This window comes from Jeotgalibacillus proteolyticus, from assembly GCF_050107735.1.
Classification (GTDB): Bacteria; Bacillota; Bacilli; order Bacillales; family Jeotgalibacillaceae; genus Jeotgalibacillus; species Jeotgalibacillus proteolyticus_A.
The window spans coordinates 393585-415528 of the sequence record NZ_JBNILO010000001.1; the positions used below are offsets into that span (position 1 = coordinate 393585).

The following is a 21944-nucleotide window of genomic DNA, read 5'->3' on the forward strand; positions in this document are numbered from 1 at the left end:
GTTCCTGTTACTTAATAAGATGAAAGGTTCCTAAGGCTAAGTGGTATTTAGTTTTATTTAATTCTATGTTTTTACCGAATTTAATTAAAGATTACGTATGGTATAGTTAAAATATTCATATAAGTTTAATTTATTATAAGGGGAGATTTTAAGCATGGGTTTTCTATCATTTGGCAAAAAAAGGGGTAATGGCAGCAAGAAAGATGTTGGACAAAACCAAATAATGATTAAAGAAGAAAAAGCTATTCTTCAAAGAAGGGTGCTTGAAATGACAGATGGGCTGCTCAAACCTTATTCTGCAGAGTCAATCCAACGAAAAATTAAATTACAAATTGATAAAAAAAGGTTTGCAAACCCTTCTAAAGATGATTACAAATATTCTTTATTGAGAAACATAATCTACTTTTTAGAGGTGGAAAAAGAAATAAAACGTACAATTACTAATCTTCTTCGTGGTGACAAATTTGAATCTCTTCCTGCTCTTGATCAGCATATTCTTCAATTTCAGTCTAGGATCAGAAATTCCATGGATGATCTTCTTACTCACAATCACGATAAATTTTATCATAAATATTTAGCTTCTGAACAAGGCATAAATGGTTTAGAAAGAGAGTTTATTGACCGTTCCGTTATGCATTCCTGGTATATAGATGTGTCTTTTTATTTACAGAGTGACGAAGAGTGGACTATTACTGGAGAAATTCCTAAGCGATGGGTAGTAAGTGAAATTGAACGAACCCTAATGTGGAAGCTTTCTGAATATCTTTATCTTCATAACGACTACAAATAAATAATTATAGCTTTCTTTCTCTTATTAAAGTTTTGTGAATTAAACCTATTTAATCTAATTGTAATCGAACTGTAAAGTAATAGATTAATAGATAATGCTACAATAAAACACGTTACAAAGACTTTATACTTGAAAGGAAGATCATCAGTATTGAATAAAACCAAATTTTTTTTAAGTTTTGTTGTTGTCCTCATGTTCCTCTCAGTCATAAAGATTAATTCTGCTGAAGCATCATCTTTTGGATTAAACAGAATTTCTGGAGAAGATAGATATTCAACCGCTGTAGCTGTATCAAAAAGCCTTTGGAAAGGTACATCCAGTCATGTAGTGCTGGCTGTAGGAAATAATTTTCCCGATGCGCTGGCAGGTGCTCCTCTAGCTCACAAATTGAATTCTCCCATCCTGTTGACTGCCAAAGACAGTGTTAATGCCTCTACAATGGCGGAAATTAAAAGGTTGCAGCCAAAAACCATCGTTATCCTAGGCGGCAAATCTATTATTACAGCAAATGTCGAATCACAATTAAAAAATTCCCTTTCCGGCGTTGAAATAGATCGAATCAGTGGTGAGAACCGTGCAGAAACCTCAGCTAAAATCGCTGAGAGGATTGGCGGTTCAAAGGCAATTGTTGTAAATGGTCAAACATTCGCCGATAGTTTATCTATCGCTGCCTATGCTGCACGAAATCAGCAGCCGATCCTGTTAGCTAATAAAGATTCTATGCATACATCTGTAAGCAATGTGTTGAAAAACTATACGAGTACATATGTAGTAGGCGGAACAATAGCCATTTCAGATCAACTTTTTAATAAGCTGCCAAACGCAACACGGTTAGCTGGTAAAGACCGGTACGAAACATCTGCAAAAGTAGTTCAAGCTCTGTATCCACCAACCTTTGGTACAGTGACAGCAGCAACAGGCCAGAGCTTTGCCGATGCACTAACAGGTTCTACCTACGCTGCAAAAAAGAATCAGCCAATCGTATTGGTAAAGCAGTCTTCTATGCCTCAGGCTATATGGGATGTTTTAAAACGTAAAAAAGTTAAAAATATAAATGTCATTGGTGGGAAGTTAGCTATTCAGGCGTCTGCTTTTACGGAGCCTAAGCCTCCAGCCCCAAAACCAGCACCAAAACCGTCTCCATCTATTAAAACATCAGACGCAGTAGTATCAACAGCTAAGCAGTATCTTGGTGTGCCGTATCTATGGGGAGGAACAACCCCTTCAGGATTTGACTGCAGCGGCTTTCTTGGTTATGTACTAAATAAACATGATGTATATATCCCTCGTACAACAGCTGCGATCTGGGATTACGGCATCAAAGTAAGCTCACCAAAAATAGGTGACATCGTAATGTTTGAAACCTATAAGCCGGGTGCTTCTCACGGCGGAATCTATATAGGAAACAATCAGTTTATCCATTCAGGTAATGATGGCGTTGAAATTTCATCTTTAAATAATTCCTACTGGAAAGCCGCTTATATCGGGGCAGTAGATGTGATTAACAAATAATAGTTCATTATAAAAAGCTTGTATTCTTTATTGCTCTCTTGCCTTAGTGGCAGAGACAAAGGGAATGCAAGCTTTTTCAATTTGCTTTTAATAGAAAATAGATCTTTATACATAATACATAACTAGAAAATAGTGATATTTATATAAATTTCCTTTAGATAACATTTCTTTTAATTCGCATTACTCACATTACAAATCTATTATAAATATATCAAAAATTATTGACTATTCTGAATAAATTATATAATATTATGTTTGTTCGGATATAAATGGAAAAGTGAGGTGAAATTAGTTTCAGCTTTGCAACGGTATCTATATTCTTAAGGGGGAAACAAGTTGACAAAGAAGTGGAAAAGTAACGTAACAGCTGCCTTGGCATTATCATTGGTTTTAGGGAATTCTTCTGTAGCATTAGGGCAGGACAATCAGAATGAACTACCGAAGAAAGACGCAAACGGAGAAGTGCCGGTAAACGTATTATCAAATGCTCAAGCAAAAATGGCAAAGTTTGATGAGGCTAAAGTGACCGAAGATAAGGCATCATTGAAGGATACCGATGAGGTTAGGGTCATTGTTGAAGTAACCGGTGAGACAGCAATTGAACATGCTACAAAAAAAGGCGTTCTGTATAAAGAGCTTACAGAATCAGAGAAAGCAAGCTTTGAGGAGCAAGCTGCATCCTCTCAGCAATCTGTTAAACAATCAATCGCGTCCAAAGGCGTAGACATAGAATACAAGAATTCGTTTTCTGCTTCAGTTAATGGATTCAGCGGATTAATTCAATATAAAGATCTTGGTGCGATTGAATCGCTTCCAGGTGTAAAGAAAGTTTACATTGCCAACGAATACGAGCGTCCTGAATTTGAAAAAGATATGGTGACAAGCCATGAGTTTATTCAATCCTATCAAACCTGGGCAGATGCAAAATATAAAGGTGAGGGAATGGTCGTTTCCGTTATCGACAGCGGAACAGATGTCGACCACCGTGATTTCGTGTTAAGTGAAGGTGTAGAAGGCGAACTGACAGAAAAAGAAGTTTCTTCTTTAAAAGCAGAAAACGCAGTTACCGGAAAGTTTTACAACGAGAAAGTCCCATATGCATATAACTATTACGATTTAAATGATACCGTGGAAGATCTTGGACCTGATGCGTCCATGCATGGTATGCATGTAGCGGGTACTGTTGCTGCAAATGGCGACACCGAAAATGGCGGGATCAAAGGAGTGGCACCGGAAGCACAGATCCTTGGAATGAAAGTTTTCTCGAATGATCCTAACTTCCCGTCTACATATTCTGATATTTACTTAAAAGCGATTGATGACTCTATTAAACTCGGCGCCGATGTTTTGAATATGAGTCTTGGATCGACTGCTTCATTCTATGAAGAAGAATCTCCTGAAGATTTGGCCATCACACGTGCAGTTGAAAATGGGATTGTTTCAACCGTTTCTGCAGGGAATTCCGGTCACATAGGTACTGGTTTCAGCAACCCTCTATACGAAAATCCGGATATTGGTCTTGTAGGGGCTCCCGGTTTAAATGCAGATACTCTACAGGTAGCAGCTTCCGGAAATCAAATGGATTATTACACTCATTCAGTCAATGGAGAAGGGGTGCCGGAATTTAGCGGCTACGGCATTGATGACTGGAGTGAGCTTGGAGAAATAGAAGTAGTGAGCTTAAAGGCTCTGACAGGCAATTTAGAAGCGCTTGGGGGTCCGGATGATTACAACGAGATCGACGTTGAAGGCAAAGTAGTTGTAGTTGAGCGCGGCGAATACACTTTTGTAGACAAAACTATCAATGCAGCTAAAGCAGGAGCGGCAGGAATCATTGTTTATAATTCAGCAGGTGCCACTAGCTTCTTTAAAAATCAGGGTGGCTGGGATATTCCATTTATGCTGACGGAGAGAGCAGCCGGACTTGATCTTGAAGAGGTGCTTCAAGACGGCTCGTCCCTTATGATGGATGTAACCCAAACAGCTAAAGAAGATGGACCTGAGGTAGGACGTGTAACCGACTTCACATCTTGGGGTGTAACGCCGGATCTTGAATTCAAGCCTGAAATAACAGCTCCGGGCGGCGGCATTTTATCAACCGTTAACGATGATGAGTATACCGTCATGAGTGGTACTTCCATGGCAGCTCCTCATGTAGCAGGAGGAAGTGCCCTAGTTCAGCAGTATCTTTTAGGGGATGACCGTTTTAACGATTATTCTTCTGACGAACGGACACGCTTGGCTAAAACACTGCTTATGAACACAGCAGACATTATCCATGATCTGCAGGGTCAGCCGTTCTCGCCTAGAAGACAGGGTGCAGGGATGATGCAGACTTATGCCGCTGTTTCCACGCCGGTTTTTGTAACGGATAAGGAAACAAAGGAAGCGAAAGTGAATTTGAAAGATTTCACTTCTAAAACTGTATCGATGACGCTGACTGCAACAAACCTTACAGAAGAGGATGCTGAGTATACTGTCGACACCTCAGTCCTTGCTGATACATTTGCAAAAGACGGTGACACAACATACAATGCCCTTGCTGCCGGGGACTTAGAAGGGGCTGTCATAAGTGGTCCTGAAACCGTTACTGTACCTGCAAACGGTTCAGTAGATGTAACGGTTTCTATTGATCTAACAAATGCAAAGGTTAAAGGGACAGATGAAGATGGAAACGAAGAACTTATCGATCTTCCAGCAGATCAGTTTGTAGAAGGATTTGTGAAGTTAGTATCTAAGGATCTTGCAAACCCTGATCTTGCGGTTCCTTATCTTGGCTTCTACGGGAAATGGGAGAATCCTGAAATTGTGGATAATATGACTTTCGAAGGAAAAGATCGTTATTATGAAGATTATTTGAACGATCCGGATCCACGTTATGATGTTCCCTCAAGCATTATCCAATCCGGCTTCTTTGAGAATGGAGTAGAAGTAGATGGGGAATTGGTTTTCCCATTATCTACTGAAAATAAAGATGGCTTCTATGACGATATTAATGCCATCCCTACATTCCTGCGAAATGCAAAAGAAGTACAGTTTAATGTATTGAAAGAGGACAACACAAAATTAAAAACGATTTCCCTGGAAAATAATATTCGAAAAAATTACTTTGCAGCGAGCCAGTATTCATACAGCTCTGTAAGAGCCTGGGACAGTTCAGTTAAAGATAAAACAGTCGATGACGGCCTGTATTTCTATGAAATCAAGTCGAGAGTTGATTACGACGGGGCTAAATGGCAATCGAAAAAAGTGCCAGTTTATGTTGATAACACAGCACCTGAAGTGAAAGATGTGTCGTTTGACAAAGATTCTAACACATTAAGCTTTACTGGAGTGGAAGAGGGAGTAGGAATTCTGGGATATGACCTTTACGTTAACGGGCAGTATATCACTGAATCAGAATTCATTGATGGGGATACGACTTCTGTTAACCTTGGTGATTACGGGTTTAGTGCGGATGAGGTTCAAGCAGTGGAAATTGTACCAGTGGATCATGCATGGAATGTCGGCTATGAAGCAAGCTTTGTAGATGATGGAGATGCACCGATCATCTATTTGAACGACAATGCTCCAATTGCGCTAAATTACTACAATACGCGTACCATTCCTGTAGCTGGTACGATTGATGAAGAAAATGCTCTTGAGTCAGTCAAAGTGAATGGCAAGGAAGTACCTTTCACTTCTACTGAAGACGGGTTTGTTTTCTCTACAGAAGTAACCGTAGAGTCTGACGGAAAGCATGATGTTACAATAGAAGCAACGGATGTTAATGGTAATTCAACTAGCATCGCACGCGGCTTCTGGGTGGATACGGCTGCACCAGAGGTTGTTATCAATACGGATGAACTGGTTAACAACGAAACGGATCAGGTTGATGTAGACGTGCTGCTGAGCGACAATTTCAATGAAGTTGAATTGTCCCTCGAAGACGATGTACTATTCAGCAGCTTTAATTCAAATGGGGAATACACGAAACCGTTTGAAGGAAAGGTTCCTGTTACACTTGACCTGGAAAAAGGCTCGAACACATTTGAATTTACAGCAAATGACGCAGCAGGCAACGAAACGGTTTACGAGCTGTCGATCACTCGAAATAATTCTGAGTTGTTTGTAGAGCGTATCTCAGGTAAAAATCGTTACGAAACAGCGGTAGAACTTAGCCAGACTGAATGGGATTCAGCTGACACAGTCATTCTTGCACGCGGTGACAACTATGCGGATGCATTGGCAGGTGTTCCATTAACGAAGAAGCATGACGCTCCTTTGCTGCTTTCAAGAACAGCTTCTCTTCCGCAATCTACAATGGATGAAATTGCGCGTCTTGGTGCAAAAAAAGTAGTTATACTTGGTGGAGAAATTGCAATATCAGCTGAAGTAGAAACTGCTCTTAAAAACAGTGGCGTAAGTGTTGAAAGAATTTCAGGCAAAGACCGTTATGAAACAGCAAGCAAGATTGCTGAGAAGGTCGGAGCTTCAAAAGAAGCGGTGCTTGTAAGCGGCAGAAATTTCCCAGATGCACTTTCTGTTGCAAGTTACGCAGCTGAACAGAATCTGCCAATTCTCCTTACTGGTGACAAATCTATGCCAAAAGCCACCAAGGATGCGCTGGTTAAACTTGGTGTGGAAACCACGTATGTAGTCGGTGGTACATTGGCTATCCCGGATGCTGTTGCAGACCAAGCACCTGGAGCGTACCGTATTTCAGGCAAAGATCGTTATCTGACTTCACTTGAAGTAGCGAAGTTCTTCGGTCAGGAATCCGACATTGCCTATGTTGCAACTGGGAAAGATTATGCAGATGCTTTATCCGGTGCAGCAGTAGCAGCCAAAAATAATTCTGGCTTGTTCTTGGTTGGTTCTTCCGTTTCAGAAGGCCTTGGTAACCATCTAGTTGATGAAGATTTTGAGTATGTGAAAGTCATTGGTGGAACGATTGCTGTTTCTGACGATGTTGTTCAGCAATTAAATGACTATCTTGAGGAGTAAGATCTAAAGATTATTAAAAAGTCTGCTTGATTCCAGAAAGGAATCAAGCAGACTTTTTTCTGTAATATTATTTACATTATATTTACATTAAAGGGTGGGGGTGAGATAATTGTAAACGAGGTGTTATAAAATGATTAAATTTACTCGTTGGCTTGTTTCTCCACATGTTTTGCTGTTTTTGGGTTTAATGTTAAAAGTTTTAGTACTACGTTATTTGTTGCTTGGTGACAGAAATCCTCTAAATCTGGTTCTACTGGAGCTGCCAATCTTCATTAGTATATTTTTTATCATTTCCCTGCTGATGCGTTCATGGTCTGCATACTTTTTATTGTTCTTAAATTTATGTCTTTCCTTCCTATTTGTTAGTATGCTCTTATACGAAAGATATTTTAATATTATTCCATCTTATTATGATTTTAATCAAATTGGTCAGGCTGGTTCTGTATCCGGAACAGCATTAAAATTACTTTCACCAGTTGATGTCCTATTTTTTGCGGATTTTCTTTTGATTGCTTTAAGCCTTGTATTATTTAAAAGAAAAGGGAAAACTAAAAGCTTTACAGCAAATAGAAAAATAGTTGCGGCTTTACTCTCTGCCTTCATTCTTCTATCAGCATTCACAATATACTATAAAAAAGACGAACCGTTTATGGACTCTGGAATTTTTGCGAAAGAGAATGGACTCGTAAACTCACAAATTATTCAAGCGTTTCATCGATCTGCTCATATAACAGCCATGGCCGACTATGAGCCATCTCTTTCTGATGAGGAGATCCTATCCATGAAAGGAAATGAATTTATACCGGCAGAAGATCACGCGTACTTCGGCGCTGCTAAAGATCGTCATTTGATTGCCATTCAAGTGGAGTCACTGCAAGACTTTGTAATTAATATGGAATTAAATGGGCAGGTTATTACACCTTTTTTAAATGAGTTAGTAGAGGAAAGTTTGTATTTTGATGAAGTATATCAGCAAATTGGGGCGGGAAACACCTCTGATACCGAAGTATTATTTAATATGTCAGTATATCCGTCGGGATTGGAACCAACAGTGAACGATATTAAACGTACACAAAGTATCCCCTCATTGCCAAATCTATTGTCAAAGCACGGCTATCATACCAGTACTTATCACGCAGACGATGTAACCTATTGGAATAGAAATAATTTATACCCTGCTCTGGGATTTGATCAATACTATGACATTTCTTATTTCGGTGAAGAAGACTTAATTGGTATATGGCCTTCAGATAAAATACTGTTTGAAAAGTCTTTAGAAGCTTTTGATAATATTGTAAAAGAAAATGAAAAAATGTATTCTAACGTGATTACTGTAACCAGCCATACACCGTTTGAACTGCCTGAAGAATTGCAAGGGCTTAACCTGCCTGAGGAATTTGAGGGGACACTGATTGGAAACTACCTTCAATCTATTCACTATACGGATCAACAGCTTAAAAACTTTGCAGATGGGCTGAAGGAAAAAGGATTATGGAATCAATCTCTTATTACGTTATTTGGTGATCACTCGGGTGTACATGGCACTCTACTTACGGAAAAAGATGCAGATCTGCTTAGATCCTATTTTGGAAGGGGATATTCACTTGTGGACCGATTCAATGTTCCTTTTATTGTGACGGTGCCAGGGGTAATAGAAGGTCAGAAAATTAACCATACAGGCGGTCAGATTGATATGATGCCCACAATACTAAATTTATTGGGAATTGTTCCAAATGAAATGAGGGTATTTGGTCACAATCTACTTGAATATGAAAAAAACCTGCTCGGTATGCGATATTATCTTCCATTAGGTTCTTTTATCAATAATGAGGTTATGTTTTCAGAAAGATCGGCAAAGCGCGCAGACAGGATGTACGAATTGACCACATCTAATGCCTATACTGCTGACGAAAGAGAAAAACTCCTGAACGTTGACTATAAAGAAGATAAAGAAAATGTGCTGCGATTAATGAAGGCTTCGGATGAATACGTAAATCATCTGCTTTCACCGTAATTATTAATACTTATTAAAATTCTTATAATAAAAGTTTATTTAACTTTTATTGTAAGAATTTTTTTATTTCATTTTTTACATATAAAGAAATTTGTATTCCTGCCGATAAAAATAATAACTGCCTCTTCCGAATTACTAAATTTATCTTTCAAAAACTGCTGGATAATAGATAGAAAGAACCTAACATTTTTTTGGGTATTTAGCAGGATAATTTTGTTAAGGTTGTAAATTATAATGGTTCTAGAGGTTGAATTTAGGAGGTTGACATGCAAAAGTTAAAAGTCTTGCTTGTTAGTATTCTGCTTTTTTCGTGTTTTTCATTTTCAGGACAAGCAGAAACAGCAAAGAATATTGTTGTTATTGATCCAGGTCACGGCGGGATGTATTCAGGTACAAAAGGATATTCAGGTGCTTCAACAGGCTACTTTGAAAAACATGCTAATTTGGAAGTTTCGTTAAAGTTAAAAGCCGAACTTTTAAAACGTGGGTATGAAGTGGTAATGACAAGGGAAACAGACCGTCACTTGTCTTCATCAAGTTCAAGTGCAGATCTGAGAGCAAGAATGTCATTTGCAAATAATTATGTAAAAGGGAAAAACGACCAAGCAGTTTTTATTTCCGTTCACCACAATGCAACAGGCACTCCAAGCTATCGTGGTTATGAAACATACTATTTTGACATAGACACAGGTATTGATCCAAATTATCCACCGGATCCAATGCAGATTCATTATTCTCCTGAAAGTAAAAAAATGGCCAGGGCTATACATACGAGCACATTGGCTAATGCACCGATTCCAGAAGGGCGCGGAATGGTGCCTATGGATTTCTATGTGACAAGGAATGCACAAATGCCATCAGTACTGCTAGAAGTAGGGTATATGTCAAATCCAACAGAAGAAAAACTAATTAAAGAATCAGGATTTCAACAAAAAGTAGCAGTTGGAGTAGCGAATGGCGTTGACAATTATTTCGATACGTATACTGTTTATGACCATAATGGCAATGCTATTTATTCTTCTTCGTCAAAAGAAAGTGCATTGAATTATGCAAAGGCAAGAAAAAATGTCCGCGTTGTTCATATAAAATCGAATCAGGAAATTTTTTCGAATATATCTTATCCATACGGGGTTTATCATGCCTCTTTAACAACGTTTAAGCAATATTTCACGAATGAAAATGAGGCCATAGCATTTGCTGAAAAATGGAAAAATACAAGAGTAATAGATAATGAAAGATCAAGAATACTCTGGTCAAATTATCTGACACCTGATTTTCATGTGATCCATTCGTCAAAAGGGGTCATAAGCAGGGAATATGATGAAAAAACTGCTATTACTGAAGCAAAAAAATTAAGGAATACAAATGTTGTGAATCAGAAAACAAAATCTGTTGTATGGTCAAACTATATGTCAAAGAATTATGAAGTTCTGCATGACTCTAAAGGTCTTTTGACGAGCTTTTATAATGAACAGGAAGCTGTTACTTATTCAAAATTATGGAAAAACACAAAAGTAAAGAACAAAAGCAATGGTAAGATTATCTACCAAAATGCAGACCCATCTTATTCATATTCATTTAAAACAGACAAGGTATCCGCAGCCGACCGGATGCTGACGGCGATTAGCGTTTCTAAAGAACTATACCCAAATGGTTTTAGTTCAAACAAATCACAAAAAACAGTGGTACTGGCAACTGCTTTTGATTTTGCTGATGCTTTAACAGCAGGACCTTATGCAGCACAGTTGGATAATGCCCCTATTCTGCTGACAAGAACAGACAGCGTATCTGCAGAGCTGAAAAATGAATTGAAGCGGTTGAAGACGGAAAAAGTAGTGATTATTGGAGGAACAGGTGCAGTAAGCAACGGTGTATTGAACCAGATTAAGAACATGGGCTATACAGTTGAAAGAGTCTCTGGTTCAAACAGATACGAAACGAATTTACAGATTAATGCTAAATTGAAAAATGTAAAATCTTCAATTCTTGTATCTGGCACCAATTATCCAGATGCACTTGGCGCGACACCAGTAGCAGTTAACAACAATTCTTCAATTGTACTTGCTCAAGAAACCAAGCTAAGAGAAGAGACAGCTGCATACCTCCAGAACAAAACGGTCACGATAGTTGGAGGGACTTTGGTTGTATCAGAAACGATTGAAGATTCATTAAAAACCGATATTGGCGGAGATCGTGTAGTGAGACTTTCGGGAAAAAGCAGGTATGAAACACTTGCGGCTGTGTTGACGCATTTTAAACGTGATCTTCATTCTGGAAGTGTGCTAGTTTCCACTGGTACCAACTTCCCGGATGCATTGACAGCCTCATCCCTATCAAAGAAATATTCATCACCGCTTATTCTTGTCGGTGATCGCCTACATCCGGCGCTTGAAACTTATATGACGTCCTATGGAAAAGAGCATGTAGTGGAACGGGTAATCACGGTAGGCGGTGTAGTGGGAAAAACACCGCTTGAGCGAATTGTGCAGCTTTCAAAATAAGAAAATAAAGGTGTGAATAGAATGAATAAAAATATTTTATTACTATTAATCTTTTCACTTGCGTTAGCGGGCTGCGGTACAGGAACCGTTTCAGAAGGGTCTGCCAATGGAGAATCATCCGAGGAAACCGTTAATGAGCAAGTAAAAGAAAGTGAAACCGAAATCCCGGCAGAAGAAACTGGTACTGAAAAAGAAGTAGACAATGTGGATTTTAACCAGTATCGTTCTCCTGTAAAAACAGTTAAAACATTTTCACAAGATGAATTTACGATTACTCATGAAATAACCGATCAAAACGGAGACTATGTTCAGGAACTTGTTAAATTTGGTGATGTAAGTACGTTAAGCATTTATGAGTGGAACGAACGAGGCTATTCTTTAGTATATAGCGAGGAAAATCCACAAAGTCAGGAAAGTCTTATAGAAGAGTTTGAGACAGTAGAGTCACCTAAAGAAATCGTTTCGATCTCCAATAAAGGAGAAGGCGGAAATTTGGAATGGGAAATGGTTGCCTCTAATGAAGAAGTAACCGTTCCTTATGGAAGTTTTAAAGGTGTAATTCTAATGAAAAAAACCATCACATCTGAGACAACAGGACAAAAGACAATAACGAGCCGTTACTTTGCTTCTGAAATGGGATTAATTAAAGAAGTAACTGAAATTGACGGTGAAAATGGCTATACAATTGTGACTGAGCTGGAAAGCATTACAAAGTAATCTTTGAGAATTTAATTAAAGGTTAGTATAAATATTTCTATGCCAGGAAGAGGATTGGACAACTCAGAATTTTTAAAATGAGGGTAATTTATCAATGTTTGAGGATAGTGGAGCGGAAGGTGACGACTTCAGCAGAAGATGATGGCTGATTGAGACTTCATAGGGCAATGCCTAAGAAGTCTCAGTCCTATCCTTGGGGAGCGTCCACCTGAAACGCAGCGAACCGGTCGAAGAGCTTGAGACACTTATGTCTTAGGCTCTTGTTTTTTTTTTTTGAGTTTATATCAGTATCATTTAGACATTTTTCTGTCACCGGATTGAAATAAAAATCACTTAATATTTATAAAAACTGTTTTGGATTATGGTGAATTGTTTGGTATAAATAGAGGAGTGCATGTTAATGGAAAGCGGAAGAGGGATTAAATGAAATCGAAATTAGGAATTGCCAGTTTATTATTTATCATTGCTTCAATATTTTTAAAAGTGTCAGGACTGCTAAGAGATATGGTTCTTGCCTTTTATTTTGGGGATAGTGTTGAAGCTGGTGCTTATATAGCTGCTTTCACGATTGCCAATACTGTTATTTTATTTTTAAATACAGGGATGAAGAATGCTCTTGTGCCTAGTTATATCCGGGCAGCTGAACAAGGGAATGGAAAGTATCACTTGTCTCAGGTTTTAAAAGGGACGATAGTGATAAGTGCGATATTGTCTATCGCAGGAGCTTCGCTGGCCCCCATTTATATCCCCTTATTTTATCCGGATATTACGGATCTCGCTGAACAAACGGCGATCACGGTGGCTATCATCTTTTTTATGTCAGTTATAGTTGTTGGGATGAATTCAGTATTCGAAGCTTACTTTGATGCAGAAAACCGATTTGCCATATCAGTGGTGTCACAAATTATCGTAATCCTTAGTTCCATTATATCAGCTATTTTATTTGCAGACGTTATAGGTGTTTATTCCTTGGCTGCCGGCTATGGAGCAGGCACGATTTTATCCTTGGTTATTAAACAAATGTTTTTTTTACCCAAAAACTCATTCTCTTTTAGAGGAAAGTTTGACTGGCTGGAAATTAAAACTTTTTACCTGATATTTATTCCTGTTGCCATAACTGTTATGATAGGGCAGATTAATCTGACAGTGGATCAAATATTTGCAGGGGCGTTTCAGGAAGAAGCGATTGTTTATATTAATAATGCTAAGAATATTGTTCATTTCCCCCAGGCAATCATCGGGGTTACGATTGGTACGATCATTTTTCCGCTTCTTTCCAAGGCTCAGTCGCAGAATGATTCAGATCTTTTTAAAAAAGGTATACAAAGAGGTCTTTCAGCTATGTGTCTTGTATTGTTTCCTGCAATTGCAGGAATGATGTGGCTTATGCCCACAGTTATCGAAGTAATTCTTTTAAGAGGGGAATTTGATGAAAATGCAGCAGCTGCTACAACGACGGTCGCTTACTTTTATGTGGGATCTGTTCTGTTTTTCAGTATGCAGACGGTATTAAATAAGGGCTTTTATGCTTTGCAAAAAGGCCATTATATTCTTACGATCGGGGCGGTATCTGTTGGGCTGAATGCTTTATTAAACTTTGTATTAACTCGTGTTCTTGAAAGCTATATAGGAATTCCGCTTGCATCCTCTTTAATGGCTCTGTTGTATTTCGCGGTGAGTTATGTGGTATTTATGAAATTAATAGGGCGCAGTGCAGACTCCCAGCTGATGAAAGATATTATTAAAATATTGTTTGCGGCAGCTGCCATGCTGCTTATCCTGTACACTGTCCGCGATCTGACCAGTACTCTTCCGGGAATTGCAGAAATTGCAGTTGTTGCTTTATTAGGAGCTGCAGTATACGGCGCAACAGTGTATTTGCTAAAAGTTTCTTCATTTAATTTCCTGCTTTCAAGTTTGCGCAGAAATAAAGGAGCATCGTAATTATGATCAGTAAGAAATTAATTATGCGAGCTGCTGAACCGGTCATTAATCCAGTGACACAGCTTGTATTAAAAAAACACTACTCTCGGCAAAAAGAAATCCACCCGCTGGAGCAGTCCACACAAGTGCTCATCATTGCTCCTCATATGGACGATGAAACAATTGGTCTTGGCGGAACGATTGTCAATTATAAGAAACAGGGAACTAAAGTCCACTGCGTATTCGTCACTGACGGAGCAGGCAGTAATGGAACCCTGGAGAGAGAACAGGTTTCTGAGGCAAGAAAAAAAGAGATTAGCCAAGTACAGGAACTTCTTGGCATGGATTACGTTTATTATCTAGACATACCGGATGGCCAGGTTAAAGATAATGAAACAGCTTATAATGAGCTGACAACATTGATTCTTGAAATAGGACCTGAGGTTATTTATACGACAGGAAATATAGATGCGCACCCTGACCATGTTGCCACTGCCCAGCTTCTAAGTAACGTACTAAAACATTCTGCAGCTGAGCCTGTGATCAGACAATATGAAATTAACTGTCCAGTGCCGCCGGATGAAATCAATTGTGTCATGGACATTACTGATAGTTTTGATTTAAAAAAGAAGGCTACTGAGGCTTTTAAATCGCAAGTTATTGCTTTTGATGGTTTTTTGCTTTTGTCACGAGTTAAGAGCAATCTGGTCACTGCTTCATCGATTAGCTATGTAGAAACGTTTATTCAGCTTTCGAAGAATGAGTTTATAGCTCAAACGGAAAAACTTAAAGAAAAGAATTACACTTACTCCTCTTTATTTAAACAGGCAAATAGAACTGTTACACTTCTTTGGGCTATTTACAAAAATTATGATGCAAAAAAAAGAATCTATTCAGAAGGCAGGATGAAATAGGTTTTATTTATCGAACGGAAGGTGAATATTGTTGGCTTTAAAAAAAAATGATCTCATTTTTATATTATCTGCAATTATTTTATTATTTGCAGGCATGTTTTTTTCATATTCTATTGTTGGTTGGATTATTACTTTAGTATTTGGAATTCTTGCTTTTCTGAGACCGGTATACGGGGTAACACTTCTATTTATATATTTACCGATCAGACCCTTTTTAATTGAATATAATCCTGCAATGAGAGCAATTGCAGATCTTATCATTTTCGTATTAATGATTAAAGTACTTTGGAATGGACGGAAATCTCCAAAAGATCTAGTTGATTTTAAAGTTTGGGAATATGCTTTTTTTGCTTTTCTTTTAGTTGGCGCGGTATCCGCCTATCTTACCGGGGTTTCACTTGTTGCGATTGTTTTCCAATTAAGATCCTTCGTTTCTTTCTACCTCGTCTATTATGTGGTAAGGCGTCTCAGTATTAAAAAAGAGGATATTGTGCGGCTGGCATGGTCTCTGGTTTTTATTTCCATAATCTTAATCATTCAGGGGATAGTTGAAAAACTGTCAGTACGAAGTGCGTTTCTTCCATTGGCTTGGGAACAGCTTCCTTTATCAGCTAAAAACCGCATACGTATTTATGGAATGCTTGGAAATCCAAATGTGTTTGGCATATTCTTGTCTTTTGCATTTGCACTGTTTCTTTACATTCGCCGTTTTGTACAAGGAAAGGCAGTATGGGGTTTAAATATTATGCTGGCACTGACAGCCGGTCTTCTTATTCTAACGTATTCGAGAGGAACATGGATTGCTTTTGGAATTGCTTTTGTCATCTACATTCTAGGAACAAGAAACTGGAGACTCATTCTGACGGTAGTGAAAATTACTGTCATTTCAGGCATATTAGTTGTACTTCCGATAAATTTATTAACCGATTATATTGAAAAAACGGAATCAGGAAGTCAGAAAGTAGGTAATATCCAGCAGTTTGATGAAGGTGGAGAATCGAGCTTCTCTGACAGAATGGGAAGTACTTTCAGTGACGATACAATCAGTGGAAGCCGAGGATCAGGCCGCTTGTATATTGTCGAAAAAGGATTTGAAATCTTCCAGAATAACCCGATTATTGGAACGGGGTTTGCAACTTATGGAGATTCATCGACACTAAGCAACGGTTCACCTATCTATGAAAAATACAATGTACGACCAGAATTTTATTCAGATAATCAGTATATCCAGATTATTGTTCAAACTGGTGTCATTGGAGTCCTTCTATTTGCAGTCTTTCTGCTCGGCATGCTCAAAGATTTATGGAATAGAAGAAAAGAATCGAGATACTACATTTATATGATAGGCATCCTTCTTTCAGGCTACTTCATGGGACTGGTTTATAATCTTTGGGAGTCAGATATCTGGGGATTAATCTTCTTCAGCATGCTGGGAGTTGCCTTCCATAAGACTAAAAACATACAAAAACAATGGTCAGAAATTTAAACTAGTTATAAAGAACTGTTTTAGACTTATAAGAGAAAAATTATAGATTAAATAATTGAATGACAGTAAAATTATAGAAGAGGCATGAGCTCATGCCTCTTCTTTTTTTAGTTCAAAAGTTATAGAAGGAGTGTGTTAGATGGAAGTTAAGAAGAATAAATATGATTTTTCTCGAATCATACAGGGAATTATTGTACTTTTAATTATGTTTTATGCTGCTGCCCCTGCAAGTGCCAATGAAAAAATGACTATATACCCTCAAGGTGAAACAATTTCGGAGATGGGCTCATTCTCAGTTCAAGTCGAGAATAGTGAACATTCTACAATTATCATTCAGTCGGGTGATAAAAAGATATTTTCAAAGACAATCGAATTTGGAATGATCGAAGCGGTCATTTCGACGGAGAAGAGCGGAGTTGGCTATCTTACAGTTGTAAGCCGTCTAGCTGGTTCTTCAAACTACCTGCAGTTTGAAGTGCTGAAAATAGAAGGCGATCACCTGAATAAAATCTATGAATCTCCTTTTTATGATCGCGCAACCTACGAATTAGCAGGCGATAATCTGCAAATTACATATCCTTCTATTGAAAAAGAAAAAAGTTTCTCACCAGGCCTTATAATTACAGATCAATATACATTTGGGAAAGGGTTTGAATCAGCTATCTCTGAAGAAAAAATTGATTCTCATACACCTGACTTCTCTGCACAATCTTTACCAAATCAATCGATAATCGGACAGGATGCGACTCCTGCGCAAATTAATCAGATTCTGACTGAAGAAGCCGTTAAAAGAGACATGCCGCCTGAAATAGTCAAAGCAATTGCCTATCAGGAATCATGGTGGAGCCATGCTTGGAATCCGCGATTAGTTTCTGCTTCGTATTATCAAAACAACTGTACAGTAGAAAAAGCAAATAAAAATCCAGGGGTTCTAGCCTGGGACGGCAGTGTTATGCTGGGTTCTGATTGTATCGGCATCGGGATTATGCAGGTTTCTGACTGGCGCTACATTGAAGACAAGAAAACAAGAGATGCTTACGTAGACCGCCTGAAAAACGATATACGCTTTAATATTTCAGAAGGTCTCAAAATCCTTGAGCAAAAATGGCGTTACTCCAGTTCTCTTTTTTCGGATGGAAAACCATTTGTGCCTGCTGTTAATGACAAAGACAGAAAAGTACTGGACAACTGGTATTTTGCCGCGTTGGCTTATAATGGAATGCTTTTAAGAAATGATCCAACTGCCAACAATGCGAGAATTCCGTATCAGCAGGAAATTTACAACAAAATTAATTCAATGGGGCTCATTGAAGTAACGCCCTTCCCGGTTAAACAGCTTAAAACGTACTATAATTCCGGAAGCTCTATCCTGCGTTTTGAGAAAAATCATTATATGACTCCTAATCCTTTGACTATATCTAAGTCCCAATTAACAGCGGGTGATGCAGCTTACATTAATTTTGATGGAGTGAATATCCGCAGCTTGTCCAATGTAAATCAAGTGAGCACTCCTGCTCTGTCGGAAGGAACAAGAGTGACTGTACTCGACCATAAACCGCAGTATCCAAATAGCGTAACGTCACACTATACATTTATTCCGGTAAGAACGGAAACGGGAAGAGTCGGCTACGTTGCATCCAGCTATTTAAATCCCCTTTCCCATTCTTTGGCCGGGCAAACCCGCTATGATACAGGAGTAAGTATTTCAAACTTTGGATGGAATAAACAGTACCCTGATTCAGTAGTGCTTGGGAGAGGAGATCTACCAATAGATTCGCTAACCGGAAGTGTGCTGGCTGCGGACAAAAATGCACCACTCCTTCTAACTACCTCCAGAACCTTGCAGGAATCTGTAATGAAAGAGATTGAACGTTTAAATCCGAAAAATGTGTACATTCTGGGAGGAGAACTTGCAATTTCTGTTGATGTAGCTAATATACTCGCAGAAATGAAAGTAAATGTAATTCGTGTAACTGGAAAAAATCGATACGAAACAGCAGTTTCAGTGGCCAATGCGTATTCCGGTTCTTCTGTAAATGAAATATTTGTAACAACAGGAGACGAAAAATCACCGGATGCTCTTTCCATAGCATCATATGCTGGTTCAAAATCTATACCAATTTTGCTTACTTCTTCTAATGCATTGAGCAGTGAAGTTACAAACTTTATCAAGAACAAAAAAGTAAAAAAAGTGACCATTGTGGGAGGTACCATCGCAGTTTCTGCAGCTGTTGAGAAACAATTGAAGGATCTTAAGGTATCAGTGGAGAGGGTCAGCGGCTCTGATCGTTATGAAACAAGCGTCGCCATTGCCAAAAAATATTTTCCGCAAAATGATAACTTAACAAATGTATTTTTTGCCAGAGGGGATATTATCGTAGATGCGCTGTCCGGTTCTGCTTTAGCAGCTAAGTACCGCTCACCAATGATTTTGACCAGAAATACAAGTGTTCCTGACCCTGTGTCAACTTGGCTCGGGAATGTAAATGCATCACCCACACTTTTTTATCTCGGTTCAGACTCAGTTATTATTCCTGAAGTACGTGAAAAGCTAGAGAAAATTATGTTAAAATAGACCAAAGTAAAATCCGGATGCTCTTCATCCGGATTTTTTGTAATTAAAACATAATATAAAGTTCGACATGAATTTACATATCTATATTATAATGATGGGTGACAATTTAAGAAGGTGAGTGCAAAGCAGTGCTGAGATTATATCAAGAAAACGATGAGCAAAAAATAAATGAATTGTTCTTAACTGTCTTCAATAAGAAAAGATCTATTGAAGAATGGCAGTGGAAATTTTCAAATTCTCTTAAGCATGATCCAATTATTGCGATATACGAAGAAAATGGCAGTATACTTGGCCATGCAGCAGTACTTGTGTTTGAGGGGAAAACAGGAAGCAATGACGCTTTATTTGGTGAGCGTATAGATGTAATGGTTCACCCTGACTACAGGGGAAAAGGGATATATCAACAGCTTATCACATTTTTAATCGATCAATGTAAAGAAAAAGAAATACACTTTGTTTACGGATACCCTGCTCCAAAAGCAAAAGAGCTGTTTATTCGGTATATGAATGGGAAAGAAATAACATATGTCCCCAGATTATTATCGATTTTGTCTCCGGGCAAACTGCTGCTTTCACGAGTAAAACCTCTTAGAAAAGTACATTTTCTATTTTCCTGGCTGGACAGAGCCTTTAAAATGCGCAGTAAAGTTTCCCGTGAGATAAAAGTTGAAGAAATTAATGTAATCGATGAGCGTTTTGATTTATTGTGGAACAGAATCAGCAGCGACTACTCTATGCTTATAAAAAGAAGCTCAGAATACCTCAGTTGGCGATATAAGGAACATCCAAATCGGGACTATCGGCTTTATATGGTTTTTAGGGGAGATGAAGCAATCGGATATATTGCTATAAGAGATGAAATAATTAAAAAAAATAACTATTCCTTAAACATGCTTCATGTGACAGACTTATTTTGTTTAAATAACAGCTATGACAGCTTGGAAATGGTTAAAGCTTTAAATTCCGTTGCCGGACATGCAGATATTGTCTCTACCTGGTCACTGCTGCACACTGAACAATACAAGGCTCTTAAAAAGAAAGGACGGTTTCTCCATATAGGAAATCCTATGCCTCTTGTAGGAAAAATGCTGTTTGAAGAAACTTCTCCTTTAGATCCGTATGATTCATCTCAATGGTTTGTAAGCCAGGGAGACGTTGATTCATATTAACTAAGTTTGAAAAAATAACTAATTTCTGTATAATTCATAAAGGTTTATACGAATGTGATAAGGAGATTTATGATGAAGAAAATTTGTGTAATAGGTTTAGGTTATATCGGTCTTCCAACTTCTGTGATGTTTGCAAATAATGGTTTTCAGGTTCACGGAGTAGATGTGAATGATGCAGTAGTTAACTCACTTTCAAAAGGAGAAGTTCACATAATAGAGCCGGGCCTTAAGGACCTTCTTCACTCAGCCATAGAAAAAGAGACATTTACTGTTTCGAAAGAGGCCGCAGAAGCAGATATTTACATTATCGCAGTTCCTTCTCCAATTAATGAAGATAAGACAGCTAATCTTCGCTACGTAGAAGAAGCTACAAAATCAATTATTCCTTATATTTCCAAAGGGAATTTGGTTATTTTAGAATCTACAGTGCCGCCTCGTACAGTTGAAGATGTCGTTCTTCCAATCTTAAAGGAATCTGGATTGTCCATTGGCGATGATCTATTTGTATCCCATTCACCTGAACGTGTGATTCCGGGGAAAGTCTTTACTGAACTGGTTGAAAATGATCGTATTGTTGGCGGAATTAACTCGGTTTCATCTGATATGACCGTAGAACTTTATAAAACCTTTGTAAAAGGGAAAATTCATATAACAGATGCCACAACTGCAGAAATGGTTAAAGTAATAGAGAATACGTACCGCGATATTAATATCGCATTTGCTAATGAACTGGCGAAGATTAGTGATCAAATTGGCGTCAATGTTTGGGAAGCCATTAATTTTGCAAACTTCCACCCACGGGTAAACATTCACTTGCCAGGACCTGGTGTGGGCGGGCATTGTATTGCCGTTGATCCATGGTTCCTGGTGGAAAAACAGCCAGAGCTTGCACAGATGATTCATTTGGCAAGGAACACGAATGACTCAATGCCTGCTTATACCGCAGAACGCTCAAAGCAGATTCTTGAAGAAAATGGTATAGAAAATGGAAAGGTTACAGTACTTGGCCTGGCTTTTAAAGCAAATATTGATGATATGCGGGAAAGCCCTTCAATGGAAGTTGTTAAGCATCTTCGAAAACAAAATGTGAAGTTTACTGCCTATGATCCGCATGCCAGCACACTGGAATTTGAAGAGCAGACGGACTCATTTGATGAAGCGGTAAGCGGAGCTGATCTTTTGCTGATATTAACCGATCACCAGGTCTTTAAAGATCTGAATGCAAATCAGACAGCTGAGCTTGTAAAAACTCCAATGGTGTTTGATACAAAAAATTGTATTGAACGATCAAAATGGGAGCAAAGCGGTTTTAACGTATTTAAGCTTGGTGATTCAAAAAATATTTAGTTCCTGCATG

General features: G+C 38.3%; 12 protein-coding genes. All 12 read left to right on the forward strand.

The window, feature by feature from the left end:
- The first annotated feature begins 154 nt into the window (after nt 1–154).
- The 12 genes from ACQCT8_RS02100 to ACQCT8_RS02155 all read left to right on the forward strand — a co-directional run bounded on the left by ACQCT8_RS02100 (nt 155) and on the right by ACQCT8_RS02155 (nt 21934).
- Nucleotides 155–790, forward strand: a complete 636-nt coding sequence (locus tag ACQCT8_RS02100; RefSeq protein WP_426868033.1) for a hypothetical protein — start codon at nt 155–157, stop codon at nt 788–790.
- 150 nt (nt 791–940) lie between these two features.
- Nucleotides 941–2302 (forward strand): cell wall-binding repeat-containing protein, encoded by a 1362-nt coding sequence (locus ACQCT8_RS02105; protein ID WP_426868034.1) that lies wholly within the window; start codon nt 941–943, stop codon nt 2300–2302.
- Between the two features lie 336 nt (nt 2303–2638).
- Nucleotides 2639–7288 carry a cell wall-binding repeat-containing protein gene (locus ACQCT8_RS02110; RefSeq protein WP_426868035.1) on the forward strand — a complete coding sequence of 1550 codons (4650 nt, stop codon included), beginning with the start codon at nt 2639–2641 and terminating at the stop codon, nt 7286–7288.
- A gap of 130 nt (nt 7289–7418) precedes the next feature.
- Complete coding sequence (locus ACQCT8_RS02115) at nt 7419–9302, forward strand: LTA synthase family protein (RefSeq protein ID WP_426868036.1); 1884 nt, start codon at nt 7419–7421, stop codon at nt 9300–9302.
- Between the two features lie 266 nt (nt 9303–9568).
- Nucleotides 9569–11803 carry a cell wall-binding repeat-containing protein gene (locus ACQCT8_RS02120; protein ID WP_426868037.1) on the forward strand — a complete coding sequence of 745 codons (2235 nt, stop codon included), beginning with the start codon at nt 9569–9571 and terminating at the stop codon, nt 11801–11803.
- A gap of 21 nt (nt 11804–11824) precedes the next feature.
- Complete coding sequence (locus ACQCT8_RS02125) at nt 11825–12520, forward strand: hypothetical protein (RefSeq protein ID WP_426868038.1); 696 nt, start codon at nt 11825–11827, stop codon at nt 12518–12520.
- 423 nt (nt 12521–12943) lie between these two features.
- Complete coding sequence (gene murJ / locus ACQCT8_RS02130; RefSeq protein ID WP_426868039.1) at nt 12944–14464, forward strand: murein biosynthesis integral membrane protein MurJ; 1521 nt, start codon at nt 12944–12946, stop codon at nt 14462–14464.
- Between the two features lie 2 nt (nt 14465–14466).
- A complete protein-coding gene (locus ACQCT8_RS02135) occupies nt 14467–15357 on the forward strand; it encodes a PIG-L deacetylase family protein (RefSeq protein ID WP_426868040.1) in 891 nt (296 codons plus the stop codon).
- A 31-nt stretch (nt 15358–15388) separates the two neighbouring features.
- Nucleotides 15389–16843 carry an O-antigen ligase family protein gene (locus tag ACQCT8_RS02140; protein WP_426868041.1) on the forward strand — a complete coding sequence of 485 codons (1455 nt, stop codon included), beginning with the start codon at nt 15389–15391 and terminating at the stop codon, nt 16841–16843.
- A 139-nt stretch (nt 16844–16982) separates the two neighbouring features.
- A complete protein-coding gene (locus ACQCT8_RS02145; RefSeq protein ID WP_426868042.1) occupies nt 16983–19418 on the forward strand; it encodes a cell wall-binding repeat-containing protein in 2436 nt (811 codons plus the stop codon).
- A gap of 128 nt (nt 19419–19546) precedes the next feature.
- Complete coding sequence (locus ACQCT8_RS02150) at nt 19547–20587, forward strand: GNAT family N-acetyltransferase (protein ID WP_426868043.1); 1041 nt, start codon at nt 19547–19549, stop codon at nt 20585–20587.
- A 69-nt stretch (nt 20588–20656) separates the two neighbouring features.
- Nucleotides 20657–21934, forward strand: a complete 1278-nt coding sequence (locus ACQCT8_RS02155; RefSeq protein ID WP_426868044.1) for a nucleotide sugar dehydrogenase — start codon at nt 20657–20659, stop codon at nt 21932–21934.
- Nucleotides 21935–21944 lie beyond the last annotated feature (10 nt).

Excerpts from the sequence above, each read along its gene's own strand:
- ACQCT8_RS02135 (WP_426868040.1), top strand. The coding sequence starts at position 14,467 with ATGATCAGTAAGAAATTAATTATGCGAGCTGCTGAACCGGTCATTAAT.
- ACQCT8_RS02120 (WP_426868037.1), top strand. The coding sequence starts at position 9,569 with ATGCAAAAGTTAAAAGTCTTGCTTGTTAGTATTCTGCTTTTTTCGTGT.
- ACQCT8_RS02125 (WP_426868038.1), top strand. The coding sequence starts at position 11,825 with ATGAATAAAAATATTTTATTACTATTAATCTTTTCACTTGCGTTAGCG.
- ACQCT8_RS02155 (WP_426868044.1), top strand. The coding sequence starts at position 20,657 with ATGATGAAGAAAATTTGTGTAATAGGTTTAGGTTATATCGGTCTTCCA.
- ACQCT8_RS02145 (WP_426868042.1), top strand. The coding sequence starts at position 16,983 with ATGGAAGTTAAGAAGAATAAATATGATTTTTCTCGAATCATACAGGGA.
- ACQCT8_RS02100 (WP_426868033.1), top strand. The coding sequence starts at position 155 with ATGGGTTTTCTATCATTTGGCAAAAAAAGGGGTAATGGCAGCAAGAAA.
- ACQCT8_RS02115 (WP_426868036.1), top strand. The coding sequence starts at position 7,419 with ATGATTAAATTTACTCGTTGGCTTGTTTCTCCACATGTTTTGCTGTTT.
- murJ (WP_426868039.1), top strand. The coding sequence starts at position 12,944 with ATGAAATCGAAATTAGGAATTGCCAGTTTATTATTTATCATTGCTTCA.